Origin of the sequence: Nonomuraea sp. NPDC049684, assembly GCF_044465345.1 — a bacterium.
Taxonomy (GTDB): Bacteria; Actinomycetota; Actinomycetes; order Streptosporangiales; family Streptosporangiaceae; genus Nonomuraea.
In genome coordinates this window covers 13,604-30,107 of record NZ_JBITLO010000029.1, presented here as the reverse complement: position 1 = coordinate 30,107, position 16,504 = coordinate 13,604, and the positions used below count along the sequence as shown (strand labels likewise).

Genomic DNA, 16,504 nt, shown 5'->3' with positions numbered 1-16,504 from the left:
ACCTCCACTAGGGTCTACTCATGGCTGACTTCGACCCTGTGACGAAAGCCGTCGTGCCCGCCGCGGGTCTGGGCACCCGGTTCCTCCCGGCGACCAAGGCGACACCCAAAGAGATGTTGCCCATCGTCGACAAGCCCGCGATCCAGTATGTCGTCGAGGAGGCGGCCTCCGCCGGGCTCCTCGACGTCCTCATGGTCACCGGCAAGAACAAGCGGTCCATCGAAGACCACTTCGACCGCGCGTTCGAGCTGGAAGAGGCCCTGGAGGCCAAGGGCGACGAGCAACGGTTGTCCCAGGTCCGCGAGCCCGCCTCGCTCGCCACGCTGCACTACGTGCGGCAGGGCGAGCCGAAGGGGCTCGGGCACGCGGTGCTGTGCGCCAAGCAGCACGTCGGCGACCACCCGTTCGCCTGCCTGCTCGGTGACGACCTGATCGACTACCGCGACCAGCTGCTCAAGCGCATGATCGAGGTGCGTGACACGTTCGGCGGAAGCGTGGTGGCGCTGATGGAGGTGCCGCGGGAGCAGGTCTCGCTCTACGGCGTGGCCACCATCGCCGGCACCGTCGAGGACGACGTCGTGCGCGTGACCGACCTGGTGGAGAAGCCGCCGGTGGACGAGGCGCCCTCCACGTGGGCGGTCATCGGGCGATACGTGCTCGATCCCGCCGTTTTCGAGGTCCTGGAGAACACCCCGCCGGGGCGCGGCAACGAGATCCAGCTCACCGACGCGCTGCGCACGCTGGCCGGCCGCGGCTCCGAGCAGGGCGGCCCGGTGCACGGCGTGCTGTTCCGCGGGCGGCGGTACGACACCGGCGACAAGCTCGACTATCTGCGGACGGTGGTGAAGTTCGCCGCCGATCGCGAGGATCTGGCGCCGGAGTTCGTGCCGTGGCTGCGGGAGTTCCTCGATGAGATCGGTTGACGCGCATCTGGCCGAGATCCTGGCCACTGTGCGTCCGCTGGCGCCCCTGGAGCTGGAGCTGGAGCGGGCGCTCGGCACGACCCTGGCCGAGGACGTCTCCTCGCCGGTGCCGCTGCCGCCGTTCGACAACTCCGCGATGGACGGCTACGCGGTCAGGGCCGAGGACGTCCCCGGCACGCTGCCGGTGATCGACGACGTCGCCGCCGGCTCCGACGAGCTGCGGGCGGTGGGCCCCGGGCACGCCGTCCGCATCATGACCGGGGCGCCGATGCCGGCCGGGGCGGACTCCGTCGTGCCGGTGGAGTGGACGGACGGCGGCACGGTCTCCGTCCGGATCAATCGTGATGTCCCGGTTGGCAACGCGATTCGCCGGGCGGGCGAGGACGTCCAGGCGGGCGAGGTGGTGCTCAAGGCCGGCACGGTGATCGGGCCGGCCCAGCTCGGGATCATCGCCGGTGTGGGCCGGCGGCGCGTGTGGGTGCGTCCGCAGCCGCGCGTCGTCGTCATCTCGACCGGCGCCGAGCTGGTCGAGCCGGGGGCGCCGCTGGGCCGCGGGCAGATCTGGGACTCCAACAGCTTCGCCCTGACGGCCGCGGTGCGGCAGGCGGGCGCCGAGGGGTTCCGGGCGGGGTCCGTCGGCGACGACCCCGCCGTCCTGCTCGACCAGCTCGACACCCATCTGGTACGCGCCGACGCGATCATCACCAGCGGCGGCGTCTCCATGGGGGCCTACGAGCCCGTCAAGGAGGCGCTGTCGCCGCTCGGCACGGTCCGGTTCGAGAAGGTCGCGATGCAGCCCGGCATGCCGCAGGGGTTCGGCGTCCTGGGCGACGACCGGGTGCCGATCTTCGCCCTGCCGGGCAACCCGGTGTCGTCCTTCGTGTCGTTCATGCTGTTCGTCCGTCCCGCGCTGGACAAGATGCGTGGTCTGCCCACCGAGACCGCTCCGGTGACCGCCTACGTCACCGCGGCGCTGCGCTCGCCGTCGGGCCGGCGCTCGTACCTGCGCGGCGTGCTGTCCTCCGACGGCACGGTCGCGCCGGTCCACGGGCAGGGCTCCCACCAGCTCGCGGCCCTGGCCTCGGCGAACGCGCTGATCGTGGTGCCGGAGGACGTGACCGAGGTGCCCGGCGGGTCCGAGGTGGAGGTGATCCGGCTGTGAGCGAGTTCACGCACCTCGACGAGACGGGCGCGGCGCGCATGATCGACGTCTCGGCCAAGGACGTCTCCGCCCGTACCGCGACGGCGACCGGGCGGGTGCTGCTGTCGTCCGAGGTGGTGGCGCTGCTGCGGTCGGGCGAGGTGCCCAAGGGCGACGCGCTGGGGGTGGCCCGGATCGCCGGGATCATGGGGGCGAAACGTACGCCCGACCTCGTCCCGCTCTGCCACCCGATCGCGTTGCACGGCGTCAAGGTCGTGCTCGACGTCGAGGACTGGGGGGTGGCGATCACCGCCCGGGTGAAGACGGCCGACCGCACCGGGGTGGAGATGGAGGCGCTGACCGCCGTCACCGTGGCCGCGCTGGCGCTGATCGACATGGTCAAGGCGGTCGACCCGGCCGCCGTGATCACCGACGTCCGGGTGGAGGAGAAGGTGGGCGGCAAGACCGGCCTGTGGACCAGGGAAGCCACGTGATCAGGGCGCTCGTGGTGACCGTGTCGAACCGCGCGTCCGCCGGCATTTATGCCGACAAGTCAGGGCCGTTGCTGGCCGAGTTGCTGGCCTCCGACGCCGGTTGCGAGGTCTCCGGGCCCGTGGTCGTCCCCGACGGCGACGCGGTCGAGACGGCCCTGCGGGACGGCGTCGCGCAGGGGTACGACGTGATCGTCACCACCGGCGGCACCGGGCTCACGCCCCTCGACCTGACGCCGGAGATGACCGCCCGCGTGATCACCAGGGAAATTCCCGGTATAGCGGAGGCCATTCGCCTGGCGAATCGCGACAAGGTGCCCACGTCGGTCCTGTCCCGCGGGCTGGCCGGTCAGGCGGGTGACACGTTGATCGTGAATCTGCCTGGCTCGTCCGGTGGCGTCCGGGATGGGGTGGCGGTGCTCGCACCCGTCCTGCGGCACGCCGTCGAGCAGATGAAGGGCGGCGACCACCCCCGCTGACCAGGTTTCGGTCTGCCGATCGATGATCCGTGGCGACATCGAGCCCGATGGGGGGATGATGAGAGGCGTGGATCGACTTCGTGGCTGGCCGGCGATTCTGAACGAGGGCCCGGTAGGACTGCGGCCGCTGCGGCTGAGCGACGTACGCGTCTGGCGCGAGACCAGGTTGCGCAACGCCGACTGGCTGCGTCCCTGGGAACCGAGCAACCCCGAGACCCCGCTGTTCAGAACGGGGCTCGGCCCGTACATCTCCATGGTCGGCACCCTGCGCCGCGAGGCCAGGCAGGGGCTGGCGCTGCCCTGGGTGGTCACCTACGGCGGCCGTTTCGCGGGGCAGCTCACCGTGGGGGCCATCGTGTGGGGATCTGCCCGTTCTGCCCAGGTCGGTTACTGGGTGGACGGCGCGCTGGCCGGGCGGGCCATCATCCCCACCGCCCTGGCCCTGGCCGTCGATCATTGCTTTTTCACCACCGGATTGCATCGGCTAGAGGCGAACATCCGTCCTGAGAACCAGGCCAGCCGTAGGGTGGTGGAGAAGCTCGGGTTCAGGGAAGAAGGCATTCGGCGTCGCCAACTCCACATCGACGGGGCCTGGCGCGACCACATCTGCTACGCGCTGACCGTCGAGGACGTCCCCGGCGGCCTGCTCGTACAGTGGCGGCGCGCCCGTGAGGCGGCCGCTCACGGCGGTTCTCCGATCGAAGAGGTTTGACGATCTCGCGACACACCGCACCGAATGCTCGTCAATCAGTGACACACGGTCTTACGGTGCGTGACGTGAGCACAATGAAGGCGCGACGAGCACAGACGCGCTTTCGTGCTGCCCGGAGGTGGTCGTGAGCAGCGCCTTCCTCTATGTCGCCATTGTGGTGATGTGGCTGTGCGTCCTGATCCCGATGTGGTTGCGCCGGGACAAGACGAACCTCCAGGAGCTGGCCGAACTCGAAGAGCACTACACCGGCGAGCACGCGCTGCCCGACCTGGACAACCTGGACGCCACCCTCGGCGACGAGGACGCGCCGGAGGTCGAGAAGGTCGATGTCCGGCAGTTCCGGCTTCGGCGTAGGGCGATCATCGTAGCGCGCCGCCGGAGGTTGTTGTTCTTCACCGCGCTGCTCGTGCTCGCCTCGGTGGTCACGGCCGGGGTCGAGATGATCCCGTGGTGGGGTGTGGCGCCGTCCGTGGTCGTCATGCTGTCGTACATGGCCTTTCTGCGGATCGCCGTACAGGTGGATCGCGAACGCCGCGAGCGGGCGCTCCAGGCGCGCTCTGAGCGGCTGCGACGGGCCCGCGAGCGGCGGCGGGCGGCGGCCGAGGTCGAGGCCGAGGTGATCGACCTGACCGCGCTGCACGCCGACGTCCTGTTCGACCAGTACGCCGAACCACCCAAACGGGCGGTGGGGGACTGAGAGGATGGCGCGAGGACCCTCGGGAGTTTGCTAATCTGGTCGAGTCCTTGGGGATGTAGCGCAGTCCGGTAGCGCACTTCGTTCGCATCGAAGGGGTCAGGGGTTCGAATCCCCTCATCTCCACCAGGAAGATGCAGGTGAGAAGGGTCTTTGGAGAAATCCGGAGGCCCTTTTCTCATGTCTGGAAGTCGATGGGAGCCAATCGGGGAGCCATCTCATTCGGACTCTCAACCCGTGGGCTTCTCGCCGAAGATGGTGTTCATGGTCTGGGCACCCTTGGTGATCACCGGCCGTAGCTGGTGCCGGTAGACCGCCTCTGTGACGCTGGTGCCGGCGTGGCCGACGAGATCGGCGATGGTCTCGATCGGTACGCCCTGGTCACTCATGATGGAGACGAACGAGTGACGGAGTTCTCTGGGACTCCAGGTGGTGCCGAGTCCTGCTCGATTGGTGATCCTGCGGAATGCCCGCCGTACGTTCGATGCGTCGAGTGGGGTTCCGACGCTTGTACAGAAGAGCAGGTTGTGGTCTTGCCACGCCTCGCCGGCCTTGAGCTTCTGGGCGGCTTGGCGGGTGTGGTGCTGCCGTAGTGCTTGAGCTGCGAGGGTGGGCAGTTCCAGCGTTCGGCGTGACTTGCGGGTCTTGGTGTCTCCTCCTACTCGGTCGGCTCGCCACACGTAGATGGCGAACTTCTTGTGCTTGAAGCCGGCCTCGGTGACTGGATGCCACTGCTTGAGGCTCGGGATCCAGGCCACGACGTGATCCCAGCGCAGGGCGCGGGCTTCTTCGGTACGGATGCCCGTCGTGAGGCTCAGCACCACGTAAGCGTGGAGTTCGGAGAACTCGGCGGCCTTGAGTACGGCCTCTGCTTGCTGTCGGTTGAGTGCCTTGCTGGGGCGTCCGTTCGTGCCCTTGGGCGTGGTGACCAGCTCGGCGACGTTCCTGAGCACCATGTCACGGGCTTGAGCTTGCCGGATGGCTCGCTTCAATACGCCGTGGATCTCGCGCAAGGTGGTAGTGGCCAGTTCTTCGGCGAGTTGGTCCAGCCACGCGTCCACGTGATCGGCACGTAGCTGCTTGAGCTTGATCTTCCCTAGGTTCGGGATGACGTGCGTTTCAGCGAGGATGCGGAGCTTGCTCACGGTGTTCTCGGATCGGCCCTTGAGACCTTTGGTGAGCCAGTCGTTGACGGCATCGCGCACGGTGTAGGTCTCCGATGCGCTGACGCCTGCCTCAAGGTCTTTGACCGCCTTGATCAGCTTGTCCTTAACCGCTGTCTTGGTCTTGGCCTTGCGCTTGAGGCGCTGGCGTCTGCCGTCCGGGCCGAACCCGAGGGAGATGGCTCCGGTGTAGCCATCTCCCTCGGGATAGATGGTCGCTTCGTACTTGCCGATCAGGATCTTGGCCAAGGGATCACCCCTTCTCGTGACGGTTGAGGTACTCCTCGATCGCCTTCCTGATCACCCACGACACATCTCGCTCCTGCGACTCGGCGTACCTGCGGAGACGGTCCTTCAGTTCCGTGTCCACCCGTACGGGAGGCAGGGTCGTTCGGTCGCTCGTCATAGACGGCTTCCTTTCGTGTCATGCAGTTATCAAGAGGCGCTCTGCCGGTTGTGCGGCGAGTGCCGCACAACCGGCTCTGTAGAACCTTGTAGCACGGTGCTCTACGCCTCGTCTGTCGCTTCGAGGTAAGAGACGAAGTCGCTGAGTTGCCGATCGGTGATCCGACGAAGCTTGCCGATCTTGATGCTCTTGAGCTGACCGGTACGGAGAAGGAAGTAGATCTTGTCGCGCCCGATGCTCAGCATCTCCGCAACTTGTTCGACCGTGTATGCCTGCATGCGGCATCCCTCCTCTCGCTTGTCGCTGCGGGAGTTACGGATTGTGATCGTCCGCCCGTTTGTCCGTCCGCGTCCGTCGCGCTCTCTAAACGCGCAGACGTGCGAACGGACGCGGACGGCGGACGTGGACGATTACGAGCCGTCATCTTCAGCAAGGGCTCGCCAGCGCCCTCGTGAGACCTGTGCGACCTGGTCTGCACGGCTCAACTCCTGGAGGCGTTGGTAGACCCACGTGCGGCGCATGCCGGTTTCGCGCATGAGGTCGCCGATGCTGGCTCCGTTGCTCGACGCCTGTCGCAATGACGCTGTCAACGCCTCTTCGGCTCTTCGTGCCGCGTTGTCGCGTGCGTGGCGGGGCGATGGTCGGAAGACAGATTCAAGCGGTGCAGCGGGTCTTTCAGACGCTTCTTGCAGGGCTTGAGCCGACACCTCATCCAGGGGCGGGCGATGTTGCCCATGCCGTTCGGCAGTGGCTTGTACCCCTTGGTCGTCGAGGAGGTAGGTGCGGGCTCGGCGGGGGATGTCGTGTTCCGGGGAGCTGATGAGGAACTTGCCGGGGGCGTCGAGCTTGTGGGCGTGCCAGCCGGCCTTCACCATGCCTTGTCCCAGGATGAGATCCCCGTCGCGGGGTTCGCGGACTCGGAAGCACAGCCGGACATCCATCTGGGACCGGACCGCGCTCTTGCCCATCGCATCCTTGGACGGGCGTTGCGTGGCGGCGATCAGATTGACCGCTGGTGCGCGGCCTCGCCTGGCGATCGAGTCGGCGTGGTCGATGGCTCGTGGTGCCTCGCTGGCCAGCTCGGCGTACTCGTCGATGATGATGAGCAGGGCGGGCCGGTCGGGGGAGGGTTCCCAGACACGTTCGCCGCGTCTGGTGAGGTCGTCGGCGCGTCCGTCGAGGATGACCACGGCATCGGCCAGCAGGGCCTCTGCCTCCTGCGGGGTGGTGGCCAACCGGTCGATGCACGACGCCCACGGCTGTAGCTCCATGCCGCGCTTGAGGTCGATCGCCCAGAGGATCACGTCCTGGCAGGCGGTCAGCTCGCCGAGCAGGACGTTCACCCCTCCGGACTTGCCTGCCCCCGACATGCCGGCGAACAGTCCGTGTCTCCGCAGGAGGGGAACGCGGACCGGCGTACCGTCCTCGAAGAGCCCTAGCTTGACGGGCTGGGTGATCGAGGTGATGGACGGGCCGGGCCAGGCGATGGCGTCGGCGTGCGGGTCTGTCTCTATGACTCGTATGTCGGCGCGGTTGGCCTTCTTGCTCGCCACTGGTTGGACGCGGATGCCGCCGCGGGTGGTGCCGAGCGCCGATTCCAGGCGAGGGACGGCGTTGACCGCGTCTTCGACGGTCTGACCGATGCCCAGCCCGAGGCGGAACCGGTAGCCCCACAGGTCGACCATGGCCGATTGGACACGGGAACCGGCCAGTCCGACGGCCTTGGCGATGTCGGGCCAGGCGGCCAGGGTGCGTTCGACGCGGACTCGGGCACGTCTGCGGCGGTGGGCCCACCAGGGCAGGGCCAGCACGAGTGTGCCGATGCCGAGTGTGGCGGGCAAGAGAGTCGTGAACGGCCCGAGACAGGTTGCCAGGGTAAGCCATGTTCCGGCGAACGCTGTGGCGGTGGCGGCGTAGCCGCGTTCGATGGGACGGGGAAGGTTCACCCATCGTCCCCAGATGATCAGTGCGATAGCCGCCGTGATCGTGCAGGCGATCACGGTCGGCCACCACTCCGGACACCAGCGCCGCAGGATCACGCCCGCCAGCAGGACGGTCATGGCCAGGCTGAACGGCGCGAGTTCGGACCGGTAACGCCAAGCCAGACGGGTGATGCCGGCGATCGCCAGAGGTGCCAGCTCCAGGTCGTCGATCATCGCGACGGGCTGGACCCCGTAACGACGCATCCGGCGCGCGTTGCGGCGCATCTCGTAGCGCGTCGCCCGGTGCCTGTTCATCGTCCCTCGCCGGACGCCTGGGCATGCAGCTCGTCGCGCACGTAGTACAGGGGGTCTTCGTCGCCGTCGTGGTGGGCCGCGAGGGTGGCGCGGACGGAGGCCAGAAGGTTGGCCCGCTGATGGCGGATGAGTGCCAGTTCCGCGCGGAGGCCGGTGACCTCGTCGATCAGGGTGTCGATGTCGTCGAGGGCGGCGATCAGATACGCCCAGACGGGCAGCATGGGCAGAGGGTCTCGGGTGAGCGCCGTCAGGAGTTGAGCGGCGGTGACGTTGCGGTGAGCGACCTCCTGGAGATCAGTGTGCGGGTACGGGTGGCGGTGGGTCATCAGGCATCACATCCTTCGCTGGGGGACATGGGTCAGTGGCTGGAGATCCAGCGCAGAGCGCCGTGCAGAAGGGCGCGGATCTCGGGTGCGAGCGTGGTGGCGGCCAGTAGGAAGCCGAACAACAGCGTGATCAGCGCATGCCACAAGCGCAGTCCCAGGTAGCGCCAGGCGATGAACACCATCGCGCCGAACACGAGCACCAGCGGGACGGTCACGGTCATGGGGCTTCACCTCCTCTCGGGGGGCGATCGGTGGGCGGATCAGATGCCGTCGTGTCGGGACTTGCGGCGGAGCCAGCGCCGGCGGGCGCGGCACTTGCGGCACAGACGGCTTCCGGACGTGGCGTCGGCGCCGCAAAGGCACCGGAGCGGGACGAGGCGGGTCATGCGCATCTGAGGTTCACCTCCTCCCTGCACAGGCGGCGGGCGGGCAGTGGTGGGCGTAGGTGCCCAGGAGGCGACGGCTCAGGGTTCCCGTGGGGGCGTGGCGACGGTCCTCGGTACGGATCACGGTGACCAGCACCACGAAGAGCGCGAGCGTGACGGCCGACAGCGCCAGGGCCAGGAAGACGACGAAGAGTCCGAAGTCCATGGGTCACGCCCCTTCGATCTCGTCGAGGGCGATCGCGTCGCGGTAGGAGTCGAGCGCTTCGCGCCGGACCATCGCCGCCTGCGTGATCAGGACGGCCTCAAAGCGGACGGTGCCGAAGTCGATACCGGCGACGTGGTGTCCGTTCTCGACGATGGGAGTCGTGCCGAGCAGAGCGGCGATTCGCTGAACTTCGGCGATCGCTTCGGCTTCCGTGGTGGCGTCGGTGTCGTAGTTGGTGTGGACCGACACGCGCACGGTGCCGTACCTGGGAACGGGCACCCGCGGGTGGCTGTCCAGGAAGGTGGCCAGGGCCCGCAGTCCGGTGATCAGTTCGCGGCGGTGGTGGTGCTGAGCTGCGCTCATAGAGATCACATCCCTTCCGTCTCCGGTGACCTACGAGGCGAAGGTAGGTTTCGGGGAAGGGGTGGCCCCATCGCGCGATGTGATCATGTGGTGAGATCAAGAACATCCACCGATGAGATGGATCAGATCCTGTGGTGAGATAAGCCCCAGCTCACGACCCATGCCATACAAGAGACCCCCGACAGGGTCCTTTGGGAACTGGCACTCTCGCGAGCGCAGAAGGACCCTGCCGGGGGCGTTGACGCGACGGCGCGGGACGCGGTGGCAAGGTGTGAGCGAGCCGCGGGCCATGCACCGTCGCGGGTCAAGGCGGCCAGGGAACAGGCGAGCGTGCCTCTCCGGTCACGTTCGGTCCCGCCGGGGATCCTGGCCAAGGTCAATCGGTGTCGGGTGAGTCATCAGGCGCTTTTCGGGAGCCGTTTGTCAGTCGTGTTCCAGAGCAGGCGCGTTCGCGCACGGGAAGTCAGATACAGGTGGTAGAGCGCTGGGGCGGTGTAGCCCTCACAGCAGTCATCGACGTTCAGGTCGAAGTGGTCGAAGAACGCCGTGCGCGAGAGTGCGCCGTGCGCCGCGTCTCGTTCTCCCAGCAGGGCTGCTCTATGCGCGGTCGGATGGGCCTGACTCCACTTGTCCTGAGTCATGTCCCTACACCTCACCGGGTGCGGGCGCTGTGCGGAGGTCCCGGTACCGGGCGACGATTCGGCGCCCGGCCCTCGCGGGATCCGCTGTGGAGTGCCAGGCGTAGACGGGGCGGTGCCGGCGGTCGTTCCAGCCGGCCCGCCACCAGAACCGGTCCCCGTTCGTCCACACGACGAGATCGCGCCACACCGACACCGCAGCCAGGCCGTAGCCGTCGTTCACGTCGGTCGTGATCCCGTACAGAGCCAGCTCCCGTTGTAGCCGGTCAGCCGCGGCGACAACGGAGCTGAGGCGATATGCCGCTCGCTGTCCGGTCATGCGCTGGCTTCCCTCCCGCAACTCTGCTTTCTCAGGCAACAAATTGGCGGAAGTCAGACAAACGCGAATCTTTGACTTGCCTCAGATCAGCTCTGACGTGCTCCGCGAACTGATGCGAGGTTTCCAAGCAAAGCGGTTCCGTAGAATCTCACCGTGATATCTCACGGTGTGATGGACTAGGAGCGCTTCACTTCTTCTCGAACGGCGCGCTACCAGGGGAACGGAACGCCGCCATGACAATGGATCAAGAGCGAGTTCTTCATGTTCTTGAGACTGTTTTCGCACGTCAGGACATGGAAGACGTGTGCAAGCAGCGCGATCTCGGCGGGGTCATCCGCATCCTCACCAAGTACGGAATCACCCAGGGGCAGATAGCCAACCTCACCGGAATCCCCCAGGGGCGCGTCAGCGAGTACAAGAGCGGAAAGCGCCTCCCGACCGCGAAGCATACATTTGAGTCGTTCGCTGATGGTTTGAGCATGCCTGGCCACTTGCGTCGCCATTTGGGGTTAGCGTCCCCAGGTGGCCGAGGTGGCGGTGCACAGGTCATCAGCGATGGGGTTCAGATCCCCACGGACACATTTGACTTGCAGCTCTTCGCTGAAGCGATCGGGAAAAGGGGCGAGCCGTTGAAGCGCCGCGAACTGCTGGCAATGATCGGACAACTGGGTGCCCAGTCAGCTCTGGCCCAGAATGAGGCATGGGAGAAGGTCGCCTACGCACTGTCGAAGCCGAAGGCGCTAGACGAAGCGGTGGTGCGAGAGATGGAAGCGAGGGCGGCCGGCTTCCATCGCCTGGAAGAGATGCTGCCCGCACAGACCATCTTCAAGGGCCTGGCCGCCCACCTGAACGAGGTCGGCACCCTCCTGAACAGCACAGCCACCGACCCCAAGGACGAGCTCCGTAGACGCTTGATCGTGGTCGCCGGCGAGAGCAGCGTCCTCGCCGGCTGGATCGCGACTGACCTGGGGAACGTCTCGGCGGCTCGCAACTTCTACGACACAGCGGAGAAAGCCTCCAAAGAGGCGGACGATCCCGCCATCATCGCGTGCGCGTTCGGATACAGAAGCTACATTCCCAGCGGCAAGGGAAACCACGGGCGAGCCCGCTCCCTGTTGACCACCGCACTCCAGCACCTGCCCAGGGACGTATCACCTGGCACCACATCCTGGCTTGCGGCCCGGCATGCGGAAGAGAGCGCCGCGCTGGGAGAGCGGGAAGCTGCCATTCGGTCATGGGCCGAGGCAAGCGAAGCATTCAACATCGCAGATCCAGAAGAGGACCGGGTGTGGACCAGATTCCTGGACCGTGACCGCTTCGACTCCTTCCTAATCTCGACCTACGCGCAAATCGGCCGACTGGACGAAGCTGAAGGTGTAGCTCGTGCGGTCATCGCACGACTGCCTGAGGTGGAACGAAAGCGAGCAGGCATCATCCTCGGAGATATTGCCACGGCTCACCTCATGCATGGATCGGTGGCGGAAGCGGCCAGAGCGGCGAGAGAAGGTCTCGCGATCATACGTGAGACAGAGTCAGGCATCTGGCTACCACGGTTCATTGTCCTCGGTGAATCGCTCAGGCGCTGGCAGACTCAACCGCCGGTCCGCGCGTTCCTGGAAGAACTGGCAGTCACGAAGCGTCAGTTCTCTGCGTCTCCGTACTGATCCAGTTCAGATAGGCGCCGCTGCCTTCGAGTATCTCGGTGGCGATAACTTCGGGGACTTCATAGCTGTGGCCGGCTTTGATGTGTTCTTCAAGTTCTGCGAATAAAGTCCGCGTAGTTTTGATAACCAGCTGCCATTCCTGTTCATCTCGAAGAGAGCCCTTCCACCAGTAAAGAGAGCGGATCGGGCCGATGATCTGAACGCCAGCAGCGAGGCGTTTTATAGTAATGCTACGTGCTAGAGCAGCGCCTGCGTCCACATCCGGGACGGTCGTCAGTACCTGAATGTAATCCGTCACAACCCCGGCACCTCGTTGACTCCGAACAATCAGATGTTGCCTACCTTAGATTCCGGGCAACTTAGGTGCGAGTGTAAGGAGCACCGAACAGGAGGAAGCCCCCGCATGTGCGGGGCCGACCGGACGAGCGTGTGGGTGTTGGCCTGGCCGCGCGGAACATCCCCGCGTCCGCGGGGTCGACTGGGACGCAAACGACGCCAACCCCTACGACGCCGGAACATCCCCGCGTCCGCGGGGCCGGCCGACTGCCTGGCGGACGACCTCGCGACCGTACAGAGAGGAACATCCCCGCGTCCGCGGGACCGACCTTGAGCTCGTCCTGTTCGGCCTTCAGCTCGGCGGAACATCCCCGCTTCCGCAGGGGCCGACCTGGTGATGGTGGCACCCGGATTGTCCTTGTATGGAACATCCCCGTGTCCGCGGGCCCGACGCCAGCGTCGGGGTGCATGATCGGGATGCCGGTGGAACATCCCCGCGTCCGCGGGGCCGACCCCACGTGCTCGGCAAGCGCCGGGCCGACACGAGGAACATCCCCGCGTCCGCGGGCCGACGCTGCCTCCACCACCTGCTCACGCAGGCGCGCGGGAACATCCCCGCGTCCGCGGGGCCGACGCGGGAGCGGCCGGGGCTTCTCCGGGGATGAGCGGAACATCCCCGCGTCCGCGGGGCCGACGCCGGACGGCTGTGAGCTTGTTCCTAGCGTCGAGGAACATCCCCGCGTCCGCGGGGCCAACAGCTCCAAGTCGCGTGAGGCGTCGGCGTTCATCGGAACATCCCCGCGTCCGCGGGGCCGACACCCCGAGCGAGCGCCAGAGGGCGTGGGAGGCGGGAACATTCCCGCGTCCGCGGGGCCGACGTTCGGTGGGTTGCACCTCGAATCTCCGGCCAGGGAACATCCCCGCGTCCGCGGGGCCGACATGCTGGCCAGCTCCGGAACCGTGTACAAGCCCGGAACATCCCCGCGTCCGCGGGGCCGACGCCTACACCCCGGGCACCCAGACACAGGTCCGGGGAACATCCCCGCGTCCGCGGGGCCGACGAACCGGGACGGCTCGTCCGCCCCGGAGGGAAGGGAACATCCCCGCGTCCGCGGGGCCGACGAACCGGGACGGCTCGTCCGCCCCGGAGGGAAGGGAACATCCCCGCGTCCGCGGGGCCGACACGAAGCTGCTGGCGAGGCGTCAGGGGCGACTCGGAACATCCCCGCGTCCGCGGGGCCGACCGGGGTGAGGTCGGGGCGCTTCGGGGTGAGGCCGGAACATCCCCGCGTCCGCGGGGCCGACCCTCCGTGAACAGGGACATCTTGGCCAGGGACGGGAACATCCCCGCGTCCGCGGGGCCGACGGCAGGTCCTCCCATTCCAGGGGCGCCGGGGCCGGAACATCCCCGCGTCCGCGAGGCCGACCGCGCCATGGCCCGGCCGGTCGACGTAGCCAAGGGAACATCCCCGCGTCCGCGGGGCCGACCCCAAGGGTGTCCCCGTGTGGCTCGCCGAGAGGGGAACATCCCCGCGTCCGCGGGGCCGACACGTCATACCGAGGCACATCGGCCCCGGCCTCGGGAACATCCCCCCGTCCGCGGGGCCGAGTCCAGGCGCAGCGCCCAGAACCCGGAACATCCCCGCGTCCGCGGGGCCGACATGTGGTCGGTCATGACCCGTGGCACCCCGGGCGGAACATCCCCGCGTCCGCGGGGCCGACGGTCGCAAGCCCGCGGATCAGGACCAGCACGGAGGAACATCCCCGCGTCCGCGGGGCCGACGCTCGTGTTCCCGAACACACGAGCTGGCCAACCGGAACATCCCCGCGTCCGCGGGGCCGACACTGAGAGCGGTCGCGCCGAGCGCGTCACTCAGGGAACATCCCCGCGTCCGCGGGGCCGACGCGAGCGCGGTCACGAGCTCGCGGATCGTCGCGGGAACATCCCCGCGTCCGCGGGGCCGACTGAGCTCGATATTCGCCTTGCTCCTACCAGGGCGGAACATCCCCGCGTCCGCGGGGCCGACGGCGACGACAGGATGGAGCTCACCGCCACCCAGGGAACATCCCCGCGTCCGCGGGGCCGACACGGCCGGCGGCGTAGTCGTCACTGGCACCGCCGGAACATCCCCGCGTCCGCGGGGCCGACCGGCATCTACACCTACGCCGCGTCCGGGCAGCCGGAACATCCCCGCGTCCGCGGGGCCGACGAAAAGATCCCGGTGGGGCCGCAACCCGAAAGGGGAACATCCCCGCGTCCGCGGGGCCGACTGAGCTCGATATTCGCCTTGCTCCTACCAGGGCGGAACATCCCCGCGTCCGCGGGGCCGACTGTACGAGCTGTACCCGGACACCGCCGACATGGGGAACATCCCCGCGTCCGCGGGGCCGACACGTCGAGCCCGCAGGGCTCACCATGAGAAGAGGGAACATCCCCGCGTCCGCGGGGCCGACTGCGCGGCGGTTCATCGGCCGCCTTCGTCATGCGGAACATCCCCGTGTCCGCGGGGCCGACTGTCGGTAGCGTCTGCGGGCACCGTCACTGCCAGGAACATCCCCGCGTCCGCGGGGCCGACTCCTACGACCGGCAGTACTACGACCCGGCCGACGGAACATCCCCGCGTCCGCGGGGCCAACTGGGGCACGAATCTCGAAGGCACGCGGCAGGTAGGAACATCCCCGCGTCCGCGGGGCCGACGCCACCTCGACGGCGAACCCGAGCTGGAAGACGGGAACATCCCCGCGTCCGCGGGGCCGACGAGTGCCCCGCCCAGCACCGGAGGCCATCCGGCGGAACATCCCCGCGTCCGCGGGGCCGACACCGCTACCGTGACCGGCGCCGCGACCGGTGACGGAACATCCCCGCGTCCGCGGGGCCGACTGTGGAACGCTGAGACGTTCAGCCGGGCGCTGCGGAACATCCCCGCGTCCGCGGGGCCGACTTGCCCGCCGGGCCGTAGCCCCCTCTCGGCGAGGGAACATCCCCGCGTCCGCGGGGCCGACGCGACCGGGTCGAGTTCCTCGGCGACCTCCACGGGAACATCCCCGCGTCCGCGGGGCCGACCTCTACACAGGGTGATCGAAGCTGGACAATGCAGGAACATCCCCGCGTCCGCGGGGCCGACACGGTGGGAAGATGTTCATGAGACTCGCGTCCCGGAACATCCCCGCGTCCGCGGGGCCGACCGGTAGAACTCGGCCCGGTCCGCCGCCGCGAGCGGAACATCCCCGCGTCCGCGGGGCCGACTGGTGGTGGCGCTGGCCGGACTCCTGGCGGCCAGGAACATCCCCGCGTCCGCGGGGCCGACAAGTTGTGACCGTAAGGAAGCTTGCGCACTGCCGGAACATCCCCGCGTCCGCGGGGCGGACCCTACGGGCGCTCCGGCCAACGCGGGTACCGACGGAACATCCCCGCGTCCGCGGGGCCGACGACGTGCCCAAGAGCGCGTGCGTCGGGTGTCCAGGAACATCCCCGCGTCCGCGGGGCCGACCCACCGGCTCCAGCTCACCCCTGGCCATGCGGGGGAACATCCCCGCGTCCGCGGGGCCGACACGTTGAGCCGCATGGTGATCTGGCAGGCCCGCGGAACATCCCCGCGTCCGCGGGGCCGACAGAGCCCCCCTCCGGGGGACGACTACGAGACGCGGAACATCCCCGCGTCCGCGGGGCCGACTGCGAACTGTGCTTCCTCAGGGGCGAGGAACAAGGAACATCCCCGCGTCCGCGGGGCTGACGACAGGTCCCGCAGCCGGTCGGGGCCGGACAGCGGAACATCCCCGCGTCCGCGGGGCCGACCACGTGTAGTAGCCGTCGTCGCCGCGGAACACCGGAACATCCCCGCGTCCGCGGGGCCGACTCGACCAGGACGCTGACCGGCTTCCACTTCGGGGGAACATCCCCGCGTCCGCGGGGCCGACCCAGCGATGAAGCCACTCACACGAGCGCGAAGGGGAACATCCCCGCGTCCGCGGGGCCGACGTAGGCCGGAACGTCGACCAACGGAAGACGACCGGAACATCCCCGCGTCCGCGGGGCCGACGAGACGGGCGTGGCCATCACGCAGGACGGGTGGGGAACATC

At 68.0% G+C, this 16,504-nt stretch carries 17 protein-coding genes, 1 tRNA gene and 1 CRISPR repeat array (1 of these 19 only partly in view); of the genes, 8 read left to right on the top strand and 10 right to left on the bottom strand.

The window, feature by feature from the left end; all coding sequences use genetic code 11:
• Positions 1-20: 20 nt before the first annotated feature.
• From galU to ACIBST_RS48280, 7 genes are all read left to right on the top strand, one after another.
• On the top strand, positions 21-923 hold the full coding sequence (gene galU, locus ACIBST_RS48310; RefSeq protein ID WP_397180190.1) for a UTP--glucose-1-phosphate uridylyltransferase GalU: 903 nt from the start codon (positions 21-23) through the stop codon (positions 921-923).
• Entirely contained in the window at positions 910-2,085 is a 1,176-nt protein-coding gene (gene glp / locus ACIBST_RS48305; RefSeq protein WP_397180189.1) for a gephyrin-like molybdotransferase Glp, read from the top strand. Before galU ends, glp begins: the two co-directional genes overlap by 14 nt.
• Positions 2,082-2,558 carry a cyclic pyranopterin monophosphate synthase MoaC gene (gene moaC / locus ACIBST_RS48300; protein WP_397180188.1) on the top strand — a complete coding sequence of 159 codons (477 nt, stop codon included), beginning with the start codon at positions 2,082-2,084 and terminating at the stop codon, positions 2,556-2,558. The genes glp and moaC overlap by 4 nt, the downstream gene beginning before the upstream one ends.
• Positions 2,555-3,034: a molybdenum cofactor biosynthesis protein B gene (locus ACIBST_RS48295; protein WP_397180187.1), complete on the top strand. Its 480-nt coding sequence runs from the start codon at positions 2,555-2,557 to the stop codon at positions 3,032-3,034. The genes moaC and ACIBST_RS48295 overlap by 4 nt, the downstream gene beginning before the upstream one ends.
• 58 nt (positions 3,035-3,092) lie before the next feature.
• Entirely contained in the window at positions 3,093-3,746 is a 654-nt protein-coding gene (locus ACIBST_RS48290) for a GNAT family protein (RefSeq protein ID WP_352366396.1), read from the top strand.
• 124 nt (positions 3,747-3,870) lie between these two features.
• Positions 3,871-4,443 (top strand): hypothetical protein, encoded by a 573-nt coding sequence (locus ACIBST_RS48285; protein ID WP_352325747.1) that lies wholly within the window; start codon positions 3,871-3,873, stop codon positions 4,441-4,443.
• Positions 4,444-4,492: 49 nt separating this feature from the next.
• Positions 4,493-4,569, top strand: a tRNA-Ala gene (locus tag ACIBST_RS48280).
• 101 nt (positions 4,570-4,670) lie between these two features.
• Here the strand turns inward: ACIBST_RS48280 and ACIBST_RS48275 are convergent.
• From ACIBST_RS48275 to ACIBST_RS48235, 9 genes are all read right to left on the bottom strand, one after another.
• Positions 4,671-5,852: a tyrosine-type recombinase/integrase gene (locus tag ACIBST_RS48275; protein ID WP_397180186.1), complete on the bottom strand. Its 1,182-nt coding sequence runs from the start codon at positions 5,850-5,852 to the stop codon at positions 4,671-4,673.
• 4 nt (positions 5,853-5,856) lie between these two features.
• Entirely contained in the window at positions 5,857-6,009 is a 153-nt protein-coding gene (locus ACIBST_RS48270) for a ribbon-helix-helix domain-containing protein (protein WP_347624618.1), read from the bottom strand.
• Positions 6,010-6,110: 101 nt separating this feature from the next.
• Positions 6,111-6,287 carry a helix-turn-helix domain-containing protein gene (locus ACIBST_RS48265; RefSeq protein WP_397180185.1) on the bottom strand — a complete coding sequence of 59 codons (177 nt, stop codon included), beginning with the start codon at positions 6,285-6,287 and terminating at the stop codon, positions 6,111-6,113.
• Positions 6,288-6,419: 132 nt separating this feature from the next.
• Positions 6,420-8,246 (bottom strand): cell division protein FtsK, encoded by a 1,827-nt coding sequence (locus ACIBST_RS48260; RefSeq protein WP_397180184.1) that lies wholly within the window; start codon positions 8,244-8,246, stop codon positions 6,420-6,422.
• On the bottom strand, positions 8,243-8,572 hold the full coding sequence (locus ACIBST_RS48255; protein ID WP_397180183.1) for a hypothetical protein: 330 nt from the start codon (positions 8,570-8,572) through the stop codon (positions 8,243-8,245). Before ACIBST_RS48255 ends, ACIBST_RS48260 begins: the two co-directional genes overlap by 4 nt.
• Before the next feature lie 32 nt (positions 8,573-8,604).
• Complete coding sequence (locus ACIBST_RS48250) at positions 8,605-8,793, bottom strand: hypothetical protein (protein ID WP_357999186.1); 189 nt, start codon at positions 8,791-8,793, stop codon at positions 8,605-8,607.
• Between the two features lie 178 nt (positions 8,794-8,971).
• Positions 8,972-9,163, bottom strand: coding sequence for a hypothetical protein (locus tag ACIBST_RS48245; RefSeq protein WP_352366542.1), 192 nt, complete (start codon positions 9,161-9,163; stop codon positions 8,972-8,974).
• A 3-nt stretch (positions 9,164-9,166) separates the two neighbouring features.
• A complete protein-coding gene (locus tag ACIBST_RS48240) occupies positions 9,167-9,526 on the bottom strand; it encodes a hypothetical protein (protein ID WP_397180182.1) in 360 nt (119 codons plus the stop codon).
• A gap of 398 nt (positions 9,527-9,924) precedes the next feature.
• A complete protein-coding gene (locus ACIBST_RS48235; protein ID WP_397180181.1) occupies positions 9,925-10,167 on the bottom strand; it encodes a hypothetical protein in 243 nt (80 codons plus the stop codon).
• 549 nt (positions 10,168-10,716) lie between these two features.
• Between ACIBST_RS48235 and ACIBST_RS48230 the strand changes: the two genes are divergently transcribed.
• Positions 10,717-12,147 (top strand): helix-turn-helix domain-containing protein, encoded by a 1,431-nt coding sequence (locus ACIBST_RS48230; protein WP_397180180.1) that lies wholly within the window; start codon positions 10,717-10,719, stop codon positions 12,145-12,147.
• Here the strand turns inward: ACIBST_RS48230 and cutA are convergent.
• The gene (cutA, locus tag ACIBST_RS48225; protein ID WP_397180179.1) at positions 12,113-12,445 is read right to left on the bottom strand and encodes a divalent-cation tolerance protein CutA; all 333 of its coding nucleotides are present in this window, start codon (positions 12,443-12,445) and stop codon (positions 12,113-12,115) included. The genes ACIBST_RS48230 and cutA overlap by 35 nt on opposite strands.
• 92 nt (positions 12,446-12,537) lie before the next feature.
• A CRISPR array of direct repeats spans positions 12,538-16,504; the repeat unit is 28 nt; unit sequence GGAACATCCCCGCGTCCGCGGGGCCGAC; it runs 3,012 nt beyond the window's last position.

What these genes read in the sequence shown, in the direction of transcription:
- galU (WP_397180190.1), top strand. Translation starts at nt 21, where the DNA reads ATGGCTGACTTCGACCCTGTGACGAAAGCCGTCGTGCCCGCCGCGGGT.
- glp (WP_397180189.1), top strand. Translation starts at nt 910, where the DNA reads ATGAGATCGGTTGACGCGCATCTGGCCGAGATCCTGGCCACTGTGCGT.
- ACIBST_RS48290 (WP_352366396.1), top strand. Translation starts at nt 3,093, where the DNA reads ATGAGAGGCGTGGATCGACTTCGTGGCTGGCCGGCGATTCTGAACGAG.
- ACIBST_RS48270 (WP_347624618.1), bottom strand. Translation starts at nt 6,009, where the DNA reads ATGACGAGCGACCGAACGACCCTGCCTCCCGTACGGGTGGACACGGAA.
- ACIBST_RS48265 (WP_397180185.1), bottom strand. Translation starts at nt 6,287, where the DNA reads ATGCAGGCATACACGGTCGAACAAGTTGCGGAGATGCTGAGCATCGGG.
- ACIBST_RS48260 (WP_397180184.1), bottom strand. Translation starts at nt 8,246, where the DNA reads ATGAACAGGCACCGGGCGACGCGCTACGAGATGCGCCGCAACGCGCGC.
- ACIBST_RS48255 (WP_397180183.1), bottom strand. Translation starts at nt 8,572, where the DNA reads ATGACCCACCGCCACCCGTACCCGCACACTGATCTCCAGGAGGTCGCT.
- ACIBST_RS48250 (WP_357999186.1), bottom strand. Translation starts at nt 8,793, where the DNA reads ATGACCGTGACCGTCCCGCTGGTGCTCGTGTTCGGCGCGATGGTGTTC.
- ACIBST_RS48245 (WP_352366542.1), bottom strand. Translation starts at nt 9,163, where the DNA reads ATGGACTTCGGACTCTTCGTCGTCTTCCTGGCCCTGGCGCTGTCGGCC.
- ACIBST_RS48240 (WP_397180182.1), bottom strand. Translation starts at nt 9,526, where the DNA reads ATGAGCGCAGCTCAGCACCACCACCGCCGCGAACTGATCACCGGACTG.
- ACIBST_RS48235 (WP_397180181.1), bottom strand. Translation starts at nt 10,167, where the DNA reads ATGACTCAGGACAAGTGGAGTCAGGCCCATCCGACCGCGCATAGAGCA.
- ACIBST_RS48230 (WP_397180180.1), top strand. Translation starts at nt 10,717, where the DNA reads ATGACAATGGATCAAGAGCGAGTTCTTCATGTTCTTGAGACTGTTTTC.